This is a genomic window from Butyricicoccus faecihominis, from assembly GCF_024462775.1.
Taxonomy (GTDB): domain Bacteria; phylum Bacillota; class Clostridia; order Oscillospirales; family Butyricicoccaceae; genus Agathobaculum; species Agathobaculum faecihominis_A.
The window spans coordinates 127,690-141,250 of record NZ_JANGCE010000003.1; the positions used below are offsets into that span (position 1 = coordinate 127,690).

16 protein-coding genes and 1 tRNA gene are annotated in these 13,561 nt (G+C 57.7%); 10 read left to right on the top strand and 7 right to left on the bottom strand.

What is annotated here, in order from left to right:
• Positions 1-32: 32 nt before the first annotated feature.
• A tRNA-Arg gene (locus NE562_RS03340) sits at positions 33-108 on the bottom strand.
• A 302-nt stretch (positions 109-410) separates the two neighbouring features.
• Between NE562_RS03340 and NE562_RS03345 the strand changes: the two genes are divergently transcribed.
• From NE562_RS03345 to NE562_RS03380, 8 genes are all read left to right on the top strand, one after another.
• Positions 411-1,793 carry a pyruvate carboxylase subunit B gene (locus NE562_RS03345; RefSeq protein WP_280960977.1) on the top strand — a complete coding sequence of 461 codons (1,383 nt, stop codon included), beginning with the start codon at positions 411-413 and terminating at the stop codon, positions 1,791-1,793.
• A gap of 3 nt (positions 1,794-1,796) precedes the next feature.
• Positions 1,797-2,129, top strand: coding sequence for an OadG family transporter subunit (locus NE562_RS03350; protein WP_280960978.1), 333 nt, complete (start codon positions 1,797-1,799; stop codon positions 2,127-2,129).
• Between the two features lie 15 nt (positions 2,130-2,144).
• Complete coding sequence (locus NE562_RS03355; RefSeq protein ID WP_280960979.1) at positions 2,145-2,522, top strand: biotin/lipoyl-containing protein; 378 nt, start codon at positions 2,145-2,147, stop codon at positions 2,520-2,522.
• A gap of 15 nt (positions 2,523-2,537) precedes the next feature.
• Positions 2,538-3,707, top strand: a complete 1,170-nt coding sequence (locus NE562_RS03360; protein ID WP_280960980.1) for a sodium ion-translocating decarboxylase subunit beta — start codon at positions 2,538-2,540, stop codon at positions 3,705-3,707.
• Between the two features lie 114 nt (positions 3,708-3,821).
• Positions 3,822-4,235, top strand: coding sequence for a DUF3795 domain-containing protein (locus tag NE562_RS03365; protein WP_280960981.1), 414 nt, complete (start codon positions 3,822-3,824; stop codon positions 4,233-4,235).
• Between the two features lie 91 nt (positions 4,236-4,326).
• Positions 4,327-4,902 (top strand): hypothetical protein, encoded by a 576-nt coding sequence (locus NE562_RS03370; protein ID WP_280960982.1) that lies wholly within the window; start codon positions 4,327-4,329, stop codon positions 4,900-4,902.
• A 130-nt stretch (positions 4,903-5,032) separates the two neighbouring features.
• Complete coding sequence (locus NE562_RS03375) at positions 5,033-5,611, top strand: TetR/AcrR family transcriptional regulator (RefSeq protein WP_280960983.1); 579 nt, start codon at positions 5,033-5,035, stop codon at positions 5,609-5,611.
• 482 nt (positions 5,612-6,093) lie between these two features.
• Positions 6,094-6,366, top strand: a complete 273-nt coding sequence (locus NE562_RS03380; RefSeq protein ID WP_280960984.1) for a sporulation transcriptional regulator SpoIIID — start codon at positions 6,094-6,096, stop codon at positions 6,364-6,366.
• Positions 6,367-6,422: 56 nt separating this feature from the next.
• Here the strand turns inward: NE562_RS03380 and NE562_RS03385 are convergent, their stop codons facing one another.
• Complete coding sequence (locus NE562_RS03385) at positions 6,423-6,665, bottom strand: AbrB/MazE/SpoVT family DNA-binding domain-containing protein (RefSeq protein WP_280960985.1); 243 nt, start codon at positions 6,663-6,665, stop codon at positions 6,423-6,425.
• Positions 6,666-6,760: 95 nt separating this feature from the next.
• Here NE562_RS03385 and NE562_RS03390 point away from each other — a divergent pair, with 95 nt between their 5' ends.
• Positions 6,761-7,354, top strand: coding sequence for a nucleoside recognition domain-containing protein (locus NE562_RS03390; protein WP_280960986.1), 594 nt, complete (start codon positions 6,761-6,763; stop codon positions 7,352-7,354).
• A gap of 129 nt (positions 7,355-7,483) precedes the next feature.
• Positions 7,484-8,011 (top strand): nucleoside recognition domain-containing protein, encoded by a 528-nt coding sequence (locus tag NE562_RS03395; RefSeq protein WP_317864520.1) that lies wholly within the window; start codon positions 7,484-7,486, stop codon positions 8,009-8,011.
• 200 nt (positions 8,012-8,211) lie between these two features.
• On the opposite strand, the gene NE562_RS03400 is transcribed toward NE562_RS03395, so the two are convergent.
• From NE562_RS03400 to NE562_RS03420, 5 genes are all read right to left on the bottom strand, one after another.
• Entirely contained in the window at positions 8,212-9,087 is an 876-nt protein-coding gene (locus NE562_RS03400; protein ID WP_280961050.1) for a 3-hydroxyacyl-CoA dehydrogenase family protein, read from the bottom strand.
• Positions 9,088-9,150: 63 nt separating this feature from the next.
• The gene (locus tag NE562_RS03405) at positions 9,151-9,966 is read right to left on the bottom strand and encodes an enoyl-CoA hydratase-related protein (RefSeq protein WP_419195983.1); all 816 of its coding nucleotides are present in this window, start codon (positions 9,964-9,966) and stop codon (positions 9,151-9,153) included.
• Between the two features lie 200 nt (positions 9,967-10,166).
• The gene (locus NE562_RS03410; protein ID WP_280960988.1) at positions 10,167-11,357 is read right to left on the bottom strand and encodes an acetyl-CoA C-acetyltransferase; all 1,191 of its coding nucleotides are present in this window, start codon (positions 11,355-11,357) and stop codon (positions 10,167-10,169) included.
• Positions 11,358-11,562: 205 nt separating this feature from the next.
• Positions 11,563-13,119: an acyl CoA:acetate/3-ketoacid CoA transferase gene (locus NE562_RS03415; RefSeq protein WP_280960989.1), complete on the bottom strand. Its 1,557-nt coding sequence runs from the start codon at positions 13,117-13,119 to the stop codon at positions 11,563-11,565.
• A gap of 5 nt (positions 13,120-13,124) precedes the next feature.
• Complete coding sequence (locus NE562_RS03420; RefSeq protein ID WP_280960990.1) at positions 13,125-13,409, bottom strand: hypothetical protein; 285 nt, start codon at positions 13,407-13,409, stop codon at positions 13,125-13,127.
• Positions 13,410-13,561 lie beyond the last annotated feature (152 nt).

Genomic DNA, 13,561 nt, shown 5'->3' on the forward strand with positions numbered 1-13,561 from the left:
CTTGATTTCTCAAGACGTGCGGCTTTTCCTTTTGGCACCCCGAAGACGATTCGAACGTCCGACCTACCGCTTAGGAGGCGGTTGCTCTATCCCCTGAGCTACCGGGGCGTATGATTTTTTTTCGCGGCGCGCGAGAATATGGAATGAAAAACTGGTAAGGGACGGCAAAAATCACATACTAGGCTTATGCGGTCCGCGCTTTTTATGATACCGCACAACGAAGGAAAAGTCAATCGAGAATGAGAATGGAAAATATAAAGCCCGAATATTTATGAATTTCGGCGATTTCCACAAGAATGCCATTGCACCGGCTCAATAAAAATGGTAGAATACAAGTAATTAAAATGGGTCAGTAGGGGGCTTTTCCCACCGAAGGCCTATTTTAGCGGTTAAAAGGAGGGCATCGAAACGTGAAACAAATGCACATTACGGAAACCGTGCTGCGCGACGCGCAGCAGTCGTTGATCGCTACCCGGATGCCGTTTGCGGATTTTGAAGCTGTGCTGGACGAGATGGATCAGGCCGGCTATCACTCGGTGGAATGCTGGGGCGGGGCAACGTTCGATTCCTGCCTGCGCTATCTGCACGAGGATCCGTGGGAACGGCTGCGGAAGATCAAATCGCACATGAAAAACACAAAGCTGCAAATGCTGCTGCGCGGTCAAAATCTGCTCGGTTATCACCATTATTCCGACGATACCGTGCGCCGCTTCGTGCGAAAAAGCATCGAAAACGGCATGGATATCATTCGCATATTCGACGCGCTGAACGATATGCGCAATATCGAAGTCGCGGTACAGGAATGCATCGCCGCGGGCGGCCACGCGCAGGGCTGCATCTGCTATACGCTCAGTCCGATCCACAACCTTGATTTGTTCGTCTCGCTCGGTAAGCAGATCGAGGAAATGGGCTGCCACAGCCTTTGCATCAAGGACATGGCGGGCATCATGAGCCCGAAGGAATGCTTTGAGCTGGTCAGCGCGCTGCGGGAGAATATCAGCCTGCCGATCTACGTGCATACGCACGCGACCACGGGCCTTGGCTACATGACCTATCTGAAGGCGGCGGAGGCGGGCGCGGCCGGGATCGACTGCGCGACCTCGTGCTTCTCGGGCGGCACCAGCCAGCCCGCCACGGAATCGCTTGTCTATACGCTGGCGCAGATGGGCTTCGACTGCGGCGTGGATACCAAGATTCTGAAAAAAGTAAACGACTTTTTCATTCCCGTGCAGCAAAGATTCGCGGCGAGCGGCGTGTTCGATCCTTATGTGCTGTCGACCAAGACCGATGCGCTCGTCTACCAGATTCCGGGCGGCATGCTGTCCAATCTGGTCGCGCAGCTCAAGGCGCAGAACGCGATTGACAAGCTGGACGCGGTGCTGGCGGAAACGCCCCGCGTGCGCGAGGATCTGGGCTATCCGCCGCTCGTAACGCCGCTTTCCCAGATGGTCGGCGTGCAGGCGACGGTCAACGTATTGCTCGGCGAGCGGTATAAGTCCATCGGCAAGGAAATCAAAAGCTATATCCGCGGCGAATACGGTAAAGCGCCCGGCAGCATCGACGCCGCGCTGGCGGAAAAGGTGCTGGGCGGCGAACAGCCGCTCACCACGCGCTATGCCGATACGTTGGAGCCTGAGTTCGACAAGGCGAAGGAATACCTCGGCGGCCGCGCGGAAAGCGAGGAGGACGTGCTCAGCTACATCGCCTTCCCGCAGCAGGCCGAGCAGTATTTTGATATTCGCGACGCGGAAAAGCCTTTTGTCGCGCAGTTCACCATCAGGGAGGTAGGGTAAACCATGTTGATCGGCAATATGACCACGGAATCGCTGATGATCGCGGTATCCGGTATTGTAATCGTTTTCATCATGCTGGCGGTGCTCTCCATCATCATCGTGGCGATTTCCCGCGCGGTCGGTTCCATCGCGGGCAGCATGTCCGCCGCGCCGGCAGCCGCGGCGCCCGGCCCCGCGCCCGTTCGCCCGCCCGTGCCCGCGCCCGCCCCGGTGGCGGCGCCGGTGCAGCTTTCCGGCGTGAACGATTTGACCGCGGCCTGCATCATGGCCATTGTCAGCGACGAGCTCGGCGTGACGCCGGACCAGCTTGTTTTCAAATCCATTCGAGCACTGTAAAAGGGGGTAATCGACATGAAGTATATCGTAACGCTGAACGGCAAGCAATATGAAGTAGAAGTGGAAAAGGGGCAGGCCACCGCCGTGCTGAAGGGCGACGCTCCGGCGGCTCCCGCGGCTCCCGCGGCGGCGCCGGCCGCAGCGCCCGCACCGGCGGCTCCGGCGGCAGCGCCCGCCGCAGGCGGCGAGAGCGTGGCGGCGCCCATGCCCGGCACCATTCTGGACGTGCGCTGCGCTGTCGGCCAGCAGGTCAAGGCGGGCGACGTGCTGTTCATCCTCGAAGCGATGAAGATGGAAAATGAGATCTGCGCGCCGCATGACGGCGTCGTCTCTTCGGTCAGTGTGCAAAAGGGCGCGGCCGTAGATACCGGCGCTGTTCTGTGCGCGCTGTAACAGGGGGCGTCGAATATGGGAGACTTTTCCTTCATCGGTGTGCTCGAAAAAATCATTACCGAATCCGGCTTCGCCGCCATGGTACAGGACCCGCGCAGCCTTGTGATGATCCTCATCGCGTGCGTGCTGCTCTATCTCGGCATTGGTAAGAAGTTTGAGCCGCTGCTGCTCGTGCCGATCGCGTTCGGCATCCTGCTGGCCAACTTTCCGCTCACCGGCCTTCTGAACGGTCCGGTCGTCGCGGCGGACGGCACCATGACCAGCCCCGGCATGCTGTGGGTGTTCTATCAGGGCGTGCAGCACGCGATCTATCCGTCCATCATCTTTCTCGGCATCGGCGCGATGACCGACTTTGGCCCGCTGATCGCGCGGCCCTCCTCCATGCTGCTCGGCGCGGCCGCGCAGTTCGGCATTTTCTCCGCGTTCCTGCTCGCGCTCGCGCTCGGCTTCCCGGAAGCGGTCGCGGCGGCGATCGGCGTAATCGGCGGCGCGGACGGCCCGACCGCTATCCTGACGGCCTCCAAGCTCGCCCCGGCGTTCCTGCCCGCGATTGCGATTGCCGCTTATTCCTACATGGCGCTGATCCCGCTGATTCAGCCGCCGCTCATGCGCGCGCTGACGACGCAGAAGGAGCGCGAGATCAAAATGGAGCAGCTCCGTCCGGTATCCAAGGCGGAAAAGATCGTGTTCCCGGTCGCGGTCACGATTATTGTCGTCGGCCTGATCCCGGAAACCGCGCCGCTGATCGGCATGCTGATGCTGGGCAACCTGTTCCGCGAATGCGGCGTGGTGGACCGTCTGTCCGATACGGCGCAAAACACGCTGATCAACATCATCACGATCTTCCTCGGCCTGTCTGTCGGCTGTAAGGCGGTCGCGGAGACCTTCCTGTCTTGGGATACCATCAAGATCATTGTGCTTGGCTTGCTTGCGTTCATGCTGTCCACGGCGGGCGGCCTGATCTTCGGCAAGGTGATGTGCAAGCTGTCCGGCGGCAAGATCAACCCGCTGATCGGTTCGGCCGGCGTTTCCGCCGTGCCGATGGCCGCGCGCGTCGCGCAGGTAGAGGGCCAGAAGGCCAACCCGGCTAACTTCCTGCTCATGCACGCCATGGGCCCGAACGTGGCCGGCGTCATCGGCTCCGCTGTCGCCGCGGGCTTTATGATCAAGGTGTTCGGCGGCTGATAAAAGAAATGAGTAATAAAAACGGCTGTGCAGCTTGTGCACGGCCGTTTTTCTTGCGCAACGTGTGAAAAAGCGGTATGATACTCTAAACGGCGATACAGAAAGGGGAAGCGTATGAAAATGCCGCAACGGATGGACCCGAGGATGTTCGCGCCCTGTGGGATGAACTGCACGGTCTGCTATAAGCATTGCTACCATAAGAAGCCTTGCTTGGGCTGCCTGTACAGTGACGAAGGCAAACCGGAGCATTGCAGGGCCTGCAAAATCAAGGACTGCGTCCGCGAAAAGGGCCTTTCGTATTGCTATCAGTGCGCGGAATATCCCTGTCAACGAATCAAGAACCTTGAAAAGAGCTATCATAAGCGCTATCATGCCAGCTTGATGCAGAATAGCCGGACGGTGGAGACGGAAGGGCTGGAGGCGTTTATGCAAAGCCAGCGCCAAGCGTTTACCTGCCCCAAATGCGGCGGCGTGATATCCCTACACGACGATGAATGCAGCGAATGCCAGGAGCCAAAGGGTAAATAATGTACAAAATTGCATAAGTTCGTGCGGTTTTGTTGCATGATAAGGCAATTTGCGGTATGATAGTCCTATCAGAAATAGGGGAGGAAGCTTTATGGAACTGGACGGATTATCGGGGATTATGCTCGCGTTCGGTATTATTTTTGCACTGGTCAACTGCTTTCTGGGGTATCGGCTGCAGCGTGTTTGGATCGCGGCGACCTGCTTTGTGATCGGCTTTATTGTGGGCGGCGTGATTAGCTCGCATTTTGCGCTGCACATGGCGCTGGGCGTACTGCTCAGCATGGCGATCGGCGTTCTGCTGGTGCTTGTTTCATTTAAACTGTATCTGGCGGGCGTATTCGTGTTTACCAGCGGGCTGACGCTGCTGCTTTGCCGCATGCTGATCGAAACGACATGGCTCGGCTGGACGGTGGGCGCGCTGGCCGGCCTGCTGATCGGCATTGCGTCGGTCAAGGCGACGCGGGTGGTCATGATCCTTGTCAGCGCCGTCAGCGGCGGGCTGAACGCGGGCCAGATGCTGATCTCGCTCATGCCGGGGGCGGCGACAGGGTCGGCGTGGATGCCGCTTCTGGTGGGCGTTCTGCTGGCCTTATCGGGCGTCGCGTTTCAGTTCGCCACGACGAAAGACCGGCCGCATGTGCCCAAGGTGACGGCGGAAGACAAATAAAACGAAAGCGCGAGGCGCGTATTCCGGCGGCAGAAACGCCGGAATATTTTTTGCCGAGGAACAGGGGTTCGATTGACATTTGGTCGAAATTTGATATAATAGATACAGAAATGAATGGGTGGTCTTTATTATGCAGACGTTGAAGGATGAGCTGCGCCACAAGATTTTGCTGGAATCGCAGCACCTTTTTCTGGAGCGGGGTTATGCGCGTACATCGCTGCAAATGATTGCGGATAAAGTGAATATCAGCAAAAGCAACATGTACCATTACTTTAAAAGCAAGCAGGATTTGTTCTATGAGCTGACGGATAACGCGGCCGACGGCCTGCGCAGCGTGGTGCTGCGCCTGCGAGACAAACGGTTCGATCCCGCGGTCGGCATGCCGGAATATCAGCTGCTGGTGGACGAAGCGTTTATCCAGCTTTGCCTGAACGAAAAATACGGCCTGCTGCTGATCATGGAGCAGGCGCAGGGCACGCGGTACGAAGGGCTTAAGGCTACGCTCATTGACATTCTGGCGGCCAAGACAGAGCCGCTGCTGGCCGACGACGATGACCGCGAGCTGCTCGCAAAGATCATCGTACATAACCTGATCGACGGCCTCATACAAATTCTGAAAAGCCGCGTCCGGCCGCGCGGGGTGCGGCGCAGCATCACCCTGTTGGTCGATTACCACACGCACGGCATCGGCGCGCTGATGAGAAGATAGCTAAACAGCCGGGAAAGCATGTCGAAAAAGTCCTCACGCCGCAGCGTGCATAAAATAGGATTTTGCCGCTTGCGGCAAAATTCATAAAAACCGGGAGCATGTATCCAATGTCATTAAGTTAAGGGTTTGTCATCCTGAGCGGAGCGAAGGATCTCGCGCGAACGCGCGTTCCTTACCGAAAATCGCGCGTTCGCGCGAGATTCTTCGTCACTACGTTCCTCAGAATGACAACCGGGAAAGCTTAACTAAATGACATTGAGCATGTATCTCGGTTTTTTTACAAACCGACTTCAAGTGTGCCTGTAAGGCGCGCGCAGAAGCCGGAATACTCGATCGAAATGGGGCTTTGTTTCGACAGCCTCACAGCCGGGAAAGCAAGCTACGCTTGCTTTCCCGGCTGTTCTTTATTTCGCGGGTCTACCCGCCGGACGCCCTGCATACAGTGTTAGTAACGACAGTGCGAAACGGCAGGGGGGACGACGGTGAAAGGCTTACCCGAGGAGCGGGCGATCCAGCTCGCACATTATATGATCGAGCATGAGGCGACCGTGCGGCAAACGGCGGCGCGGTTCGGTATTTCTAAATCAACCGTACATAAGGATATTACCACGCGGCTGAAAACGCTGAACCGTGAGCTGTTCGACGGCGTGCAGGCCGTGCTGCGCAAGAATAAAAACGAACGCCACATCCGCGGCGGCATGGCGACTCGGGAAAAGTACCGCGTAAAAGCGGCTTCACCGGCAGGCAGGCCATAAAAAGGCGGCCGCCCTTCCTTTGGCGGAGGGGCGGCCGTAAATATGCCGGGGGAATCTTACAGGCTGGCGATTTCCTTCATGCAGGCTTTGCAGACGTTCTTGTTCTTGTAATGGATAACGTCCTTCGCGTTGCCGCAGAAGACGCAGGCGGGCTCGTACTTCTTCAGGATGATCTGGTTGCCGTCCACGTAGATTTCGAGCGCATCCTTTACGTCGATATCCAATGTTCTGCGCAGCTCGATGGGGAGAACGATTCTTCCGAGTTCATCGACCTTTCTAACAATGCCGGTGGATTTCATGTGTAACACTCCTTCATTTCTTTGTTGGGTCTTTTCATTTCTATCACCAAGCCCTCAAAAGGGACTTGCGTGCGAGGGAAAGGGGGGAAAGCCGGGTGCTTTCCGTTGTATGGGTCTGTTTTTTGGTGCTTTCGCTGGTCTGTGGCGTTGCCACCGGCCGGTTGGACGCGGTAACGGCGGCAGTAAGTACGGGAGCGGCGGAGGCGGTAACGCTTGCCATCAGCATCGCCGGGCTGATGTGCTTTTGGAGCGGCCTGATGGAGCTGATCAGCGCGTCCGGATTGGCGGAAAAGCTTTCGCGTTTGCTCATGCCGGTGCTTCGCCCTCTGTTCGGCGCGGCGTCGCGCGATAGAGAGGCGATGGAGGCGGTCAGCGCCAATGTAACGGCCAATTTGCTTGGCTTGTCGAATGCGGCTACCCCGCTGGGGCTTAAGGCGGTGGACCGCCTGTACACCCTTGAGGGGCGGCGCGGCTCTCCGGACACGGTGCTGACGCTGATCACGCTGAACACCGCTTCGATCCAGCTCATTCCATCCACCGTGGCGGCGGTGCGCGGCGCCTGCGGCTCCGCGGCGCCGTTTGACATTATGCCGGCGGTATGGGTGGCATCGATTACATCTGTTGCGGCGGTATTGATCAGCGGGCGGCTGATGCGCCCTTTGTTCCCGGAGAAAAATCGGGGGAAATAGCGGACCCAATTACATTTTGTATTATTGCACATGGAAAGCGAAAAATTTGTCGAAATGCAAAACATTTCCTAAAGTATTTCCTAAAAATTGAATAGCTCGTCAAATCAGGAAAGGGTGAAGTGCAAAACCATGCGTTTAATGCAAGCCGGGTTGGTGCCGCTTATGCTGGCCGCCGTTGGATTATACGCACTGTATAAAGGTGTGGATGTATTCCCAACGTTCCTGCGGGGGGCGAAGAGCGGCTTGCAGACAGCGGTAAGCATACTGCCCACCATGGTGGGCATGCTTACCGTTGTATACATGCTGCGCGCTTCCGGCGCGATAGACATAGCCGCGGCCGCGCTGGCGCCGGTGCTGAATCTGTTTGGGATACCGCAGGAGTGCGCGGCGCTGACGCTGCTAAAGCCGATCAGCGGCGGCGGAGGGCTGGCGCTGGGCAGCGAGATTATGCAGCGATGCGGACCGGATAGCTACGCCGGCCGCGTCGCGGCGGTGATGCTGGGTTCTTCAGAGACTAGTCTATATACCATCAGCGTATATAGCGGGCACTTGGGGCTATCCAAAATGCGTTATATGGTGTTTGCCGCTCTTTGCGCAGACTTGACGGCTTTTGCCGTTTCGGCCGCCATGGTGCGCGTCATGTTTCCGTACAAATGACATTATATCTCTTTTTTTCGACAAAATCCATAGAATGACAGGAAGTTTGTCGAAACAAACAAAATAATCTATAATCGCTTGTGCAAATAGTGATAACTTTTTAGCGCAATGGTAATATATTCACACAAAAATAGGAAGAAAAATCCCCGTCAGGAAAAACCTGACGGGGATTTGCCGTTGTTGGAAATCGGCCAAGGGGCTTACTTGATGATCTCCTTGCCGAACGGGCCGTCGTAATCGAAGAAGCCCTTACCGGTCTTAACGCCCAGCCAGCCCGCGCGCACCATCTTGCGGAGCAGCGGATGCGGGCGGTACTTGGTGTCGCCGGTCTCGTGATAAATGTTTTCCATAATAGCGAGGTTTACATCGTGGCCAACCAGATCCGCCGTGTGCAGCGGGCCGGACTTCATGCTCGCGCCAAGCTGCATCGCGATGTCGATATCAGCAGGGCTGGCGATGCCGTCCGCGTAGATGCCGATGGCTTCGTTCATCATCGGGATCAGCATGCGGTTTACGACAAAGCCCGGGCCTTCGTCCACGGCGACAGGCGTCTTGCCCAGCGCGGCCATCAGGTCGTATGCAAACTGGAAGGTTTCGTCAGAGGTTTGGATGGCGCGAACGACCTCGACCAGCTTCATGATCTGTGCCGGGTTGAAGAAGTGGCAGCCGATAAACTTGTCGGCGCGGTGCGGAATGGAAGCGGCCATCTCGGTGATGGACAGGCCCGAGGTATTGGATGCAAAGATCGTGTGGGGCGGGCAAATGCCGTCCAGCTCCTGCAGCAGGTCGATCTTGAGATCCATGCGCTCCAGAATAACTTCCATGACGAACTCGGCTTCACAAGCGTCCTTGCGGTTTACCGTGGTGGAAAGGCGGCTCAGGCGCTCAGCCTTGTCGGCCTCGGTAATCTTTTCTCTGGAAACCAAGAAGGACAGATCCTTGTCGATGATCGAAACGCCGCGATCGAGGAAATCCTGCTTGATGTCGAACAGCTTGACATCGTGACCGCCGTTAAGAAATACCTCAGCAATGCGCGCACCCATGTTGCCCGCGCCGAATACACAAATTTTCATTATGAAAAACCTCTCTTCTCTCTCGTTGCAGCTCTCTCTTACTGCTTTGATGGATGGCGAAACGGTTTACTTGTTCTTGAACTCCTTGGCGGGCTTGTCGCGGTTCTTATCGAGGAACCAAGCCATGCCGTACTTCTGATCCTCGGTAGCGAAGCACTGGCCGAAGACGTTGCCTTCAAACTTGAGGGCGGAGTTCAGATCGGTCTGCATGCCGACGTTAACGGCTTCCTTGACCAGAGAAACAGCGATCGGCGCCTGCGCGGCGATCTCTTCCGCCAGCTTGACGGCTTCGTCCAGCAGGTTTTCAAGCGGGTATACGTAATTGACAAGGCCCATTGCCAGCGCGTCCTGCGCGGTGTAGTTGCCGCGGGCGGTGTAGAGCATTTCCTTTGCCTTGCCGAGGCCTACGATGCGGGCCAGACGCTGGGTGCCGCCGCAGCCCGGGGTGATGCCGAGGCCGACTTCGGGCTGGCCGAACGCGGCGTTCTCGGAAGCGAGGCGGATGTCGCAGGCCATGGCGAGCTCGCAGCCGCCGCCCAGACAAAAGCCGTTGATCGCGGCGATGACCGGACGCTTGAAGTTTTCGATCATCCAGCAAACGCGGTTGGATTCGTTGCCGAAGAACTTGCCTTCCTCAACGGTCTTGGTGGACATCTCGGCGATGTCCGCGCCGGCCACAAAGGAGTTAACGGTCTTGCCCTTCTTGTTGACGACAGAGGAACCGGTCAGTACGACGGCATAAACGTCGTCCATCTTCGCGACTTCACCGAACGCCTCTTCGAGCTGCGCGTACATGTCGGTGGAGAGCGCGTTCATAGCCTGCATGTGCTCGATCTTAACGATCGCTACATGACCCTTTTTTTCGATCACTACATCGGTCATTTCCAAATACACCTCTTGTTAATTAGTAATTAGGAATTAGTAATTAGAAATTACGAACGCCTAATCATTTACGATATGGATATGTTTGATACCAGAAACGAATGGGGGCGGAGCGCTGATTTGAACCGGCACTCCGCATGGTTTGCCTCCAATAATTACTAATTTGCAGACAGTTTTCCCATTTCGTTATTCCAAAAGAATTACTTGCAGAGCTCGTCGCGCTCGACGATGATGGCTTCGCCCATGCCGCCGCCGATGCACATGGTGGCAAGGCCGATGGTCAGGTCGCGCTTGATCATTTCGTAGATCAGCGTGGTGGTGATGCGGCAGCCAGCAGCGCCGATCGGGTGGCCCAGCGCGATCGCGCCGCCGTTTACGTTGACCTTCTCCATGTCAAAGCCCAGCTCGCGGTTAACAGCGGCAGCCTGCGCGGCAAACGCTTCGTTGGACTCGATCAGGTCGAGGTCGGCAACGGTCAGACCTGCGCGGGACAGCGCCTGACGGGTGGACTCGATCGGGCCGATGCCCATGATGGACGGATCGCAGCCGACGGAGCCGAACGAACGCACCTTAGCCAGCGGCTTCAGGCCGTTTGCCTTGACGTAATCCTCGGAAGCGATGATCATCGCGGCGCCAGCGTCGTTGATGCCGGAGGCGTTGCCCGCGGTAACCGTGCCGCCGTCCTTCTTGAAGGCGGGGCGCAGCTTGGCAAGACCCTCGAGCGTGGTCTGCGGACGGCAGTGCTCGTCAGTGTCGAATACGATCTCGGCCTTCTTCTGCTTGACGGTGATCGGAACGATCTCGTCCTTGAAGCGGCCGGTCTCGATGGCCTTAGCGGCCTTCATCTGGGATTCGTAGCCGATCTGATCCTGCATCTCGCGGGTGATGCCGTACTTCTCAGCAACGTTTTCCGCGGTCACGCCCATGTGGTACTGGTTGAATACGTCGAACACGCCGTCGTAAACCATCATGTCCACGAACTTGACGTCGTTCATACGAGCGCCCCAGCGCATGTTGCGGGAAATGTACGGCGCGCCGGACATGGACTCGCAGCCGCCGACCAGCATCAGCTGATTTTCGCCGGAACGGATGACCTGAGAACCCAGCGAGATCGCGCGCATGGAGGATGCGCAGACCTTGTTCAGCGTCATAGCCGGGGTGGTGAGGGGCAGGCCCGCGCCGACCATAACCTGACGGGCTACGTTCTGGCCCACGCCGCCCTGCAGCACCTGACCGAACAGAACTTCGTTGATCGCGGCCTTGTCTACGCCGGCGCGCTCGATAGCGGCATTAGCGGCGGCAACACCGAGCTGAGCGGCGGGTACGTCGCGCAGAGCGCCGCCATAGGTGCCAATCGCGGTACGGGCAGCAGAACAGATGTAAACGTTCATTGATGGTTTCTCCTTTTCTTCTCTCATACGGGCGCCGGAGGGTGACCGGCGCGTTTTAAACATATGGAAATGGGTCACATCGTTAATATTTTATCAAATTATTTTCAATTTGCAAGGGGTTTTGAAAAAGTATGTGAAAAGATTAACAACATACCCATAACCTTCACAGAATAGATGCAAGATAGGCCAGCAATACGAGCGGCTTTTACTCGTGCTTCAAGCCCATCAGCTCATCCTTGAAGATGCGCTCGTCCATGGTCTTCAGATCGTCGGCGATCTTGGGGACGAACTCCATCTGGTCGAGGATCTGGGTTTTCAGATCGATGCCGGGCGCGATTTCTACCAGCGTGACGCCTTCATGGCGCAGCTCGAACACGCAGCGCTCGGTGATGTACAGAACGGGCTGGTGCACCTTGTTGGCGTAATCGCCGGAGAAGGTGATGTGCTCGACCGAATTAACAAACTTCTTCTTCGCGCCCTCCTGCGTGATGACGAGCTTGCCGTCGACACAGTCGGTCTTGAGGCCCTTGGCCGTGAAGGTACCGCAGTAAACGACCTTCTTGGCGTTTTGGGTGATATCGATGAAGCCGCCGGCGCCGGCCAGACGGGTGCCAAACTTGGAAACGTTCAGGTCGCCGTTGGGCGCGGTCTCCGCAAGGCCGAGGAACGCAACGTCAAGGCCGCCGCCCTGATAGAAGTCGAACTGTACGTTGTGCGGGATGATGCACATCGCGTTCGCCGCGGCGCCGAACTGGGTGCCGCCGTAGGGAACGCCCGCGATGGAGCCAGCCTCCACGGTCAGCGTCATGTTATCGGAAATGCCTTCTTCCGCGGCGACGTTGGCGATCTTTTCAGGCGCGCCGGTGCCGAGGTTGACGATCGCGTCCTTGGGCAGCTCCATGGCGGCGCGGCGGGCGATGATCTTCTTCGCGTCCATCGGGATGGGCGGAATCGCGTCCACGGGGATGCGGAACTCGCCGGTCAGCGCGCCGTCATACGGCATGCCGAGGCACTGCATGTTCTCTTCGTCCGAACCGACGACGACGGAATCGACGTAGATGCCGGGAATCGCCACGAGCTTGGGATCGAGCGTGCCGCCCTGCACGATCTTTTCGACCTGCACGATGACCTTGCCGCCCGAGTTCTTGCACGCCTGCGCCATCGCGGTGACGTCCAGCGGGCCGATCTCTCTATGTACGGTGCAGTTGCCGTATTCGTCGCAGTAGGAGCCGCGCAGGAACACGACGTTGATCGGGAAGCCCTTGTACAGCAGGCGCTCCTCGCCCTCGATGTTGACGATCTTGACGAGGTCCTCGGTGGTGCAGTCGTTGAGCTTGCCGCCGCCGTTGCGGGGATCGGCAAAGGTGTACAGGCCGACGTGGGTGATGGTGCCGATGTTGTGGGCGGCGATATCGCGGTACATGTGCGAGATAACGCCCTGCGGCAGGTTGTAGGCTTCGATCTTGTTCGCAAGCGCCAGATCGCCCAGCTTGGGCGCGCGGTCCCAGTGGCCGCCGATGACGCGCTTTACCATGCCCTCATGGCCGTAGTGGTCGCCGCCGGTGCCGTCGCGGTGGCCCTGACCGGCCGCAAAGAACAGGGTCAGGTTGCTGGGGTGTCCGGTCTCCAAAAAGCGCTTTTCCAGCGCGCCGGAGAGGGCCTCCGGGCAGGCGCAGCTTACAAAGCCGCCGGTGGCGATGGTATCGCCGTCCTGTACCTTCAGGGCGGCTTCCTCCGCTGTGATGATGCTTACTTTCTTCATCTTTATCATCCTCCTCTTTTGTCAGACGGAATCTGCTTTATTTGTTCTATGACAGCCGGGACGTCGGCCGCGTTTTCGATGAGCAAACGCCGGTCGGCGTCTATTTCCTCATAGCGGTATTCGCAGCCGGTGCAGCCCCGGATGATCAGCAGTACGTCGTAATGTACGCCGTCCCTCGGCAGTTCAAAGACGGCGGCTTGAGATAGGGAGGTGCGCACGGCGTCATAGGCCTTGCCGCGGTCATACCGCGGGTTGCAGCCGCCGCAGAATTTTACGGTGCAGCGCAGCATGGCGCCAATTTCCCCCTTTTACAGTGGTTTCAGTATGGAAAACAGCCGGTTCGCCGCCTTCCACACCGCCCCCGCTGTCGTGTAACTGCAAACATAGGCACCCACAGAAGAGCTCCATGAGTGCCTATGGGGTAGGGCCGTGTTCATCAGAC

Excerpts from the sequence above, each read along its gene's own strand:
- NE562_RS03385 (WP_280960985.1), bottom strand. The coding sequence starts at position 6,665 with ATGAAATCCACCGGCATTGTTAGAAAGGTCGATGAACTCGGAAGAATC.
- NE562_RS03350 (WP_280960978.1), top strand. The coding sequence starts at position 1,797 with ATGTTGATCGGCAATATGACCACGGAATCGCTGATGATCGCGGTATCC.
- NE562_RS03405 (WP_419195983.1), bottom strand. The coding sequence starts at position 9,966 with ATGACCGATGTAGTGATCGAAAAAAAGGGTCATGTAGCGATCGTTAAG.
- NE562_RS03410 (WP_280960988.1), bottom strand. The coding sequence starts at position 11,357 with ATGAACGTTTACATCTGTTCTGCTGCCCGTACCGCGATTGGCACCTAT.
- NE562_RS03420 (WP_280960990.1), bottom strand. The coding sequence starts at position 13,409 with ATGCTGCGCTGCACCGTAAAATTCTGCGGCGGCTGCAACCCGCGGTAT.
- NE562_RS03365 (WP_280960981.1), top strand. The coding sequence starts at position 3,822 with ATGAAAATGCCGCAACGGATGGACCCGAGGATGTTCGCGCCCTGTGGG.
- NE562_RS03355 (WP_280960979.1), top strand. The coding sequence starts at position 2,145 with ATGAAGTATATCGTAACGCTGAACGGCAAGCAATATGAAGTAGAAGTG.
- NE562_RS03395 (WP_317864520.1), top strand. The coding sequence starts at position 7,484 with ATGCGTTTAATGCAAGCCGGGTTGGTGCCGCTTATGCTGGCCGCCGTT.
- NE562_RS03375 (WP_280960983.1), top strand. The coding sequence starts at position 5,033 with ATGCAGACGTTGAAGGATGAGCTGCGCCACAAGATTTTGCTGGAATCG.
- NE562_RS03415 (WP_280960989.1), bottom strand. The coding sequence starts at position 13,119 with ATGAAGAAAGTAAGCATCATCACAGCGGAGGAAGCCGCCCTGAAGGTA.
- NE562_RS03360 (WP_280960980.1), top strand. The coding sequence starts at position 2,538 with ATGGGAGACTTTTCCTTCATCGGTGTGCTCGAAAAAATCATTACCGAA.
- NE562_RS03370 (WP_280960982.1), top strand. The coding sequence starts at position 4,327 with ATGGAACTGGACGGATTATCGGGGATTATGCTCGCGTTCGGTATTATT.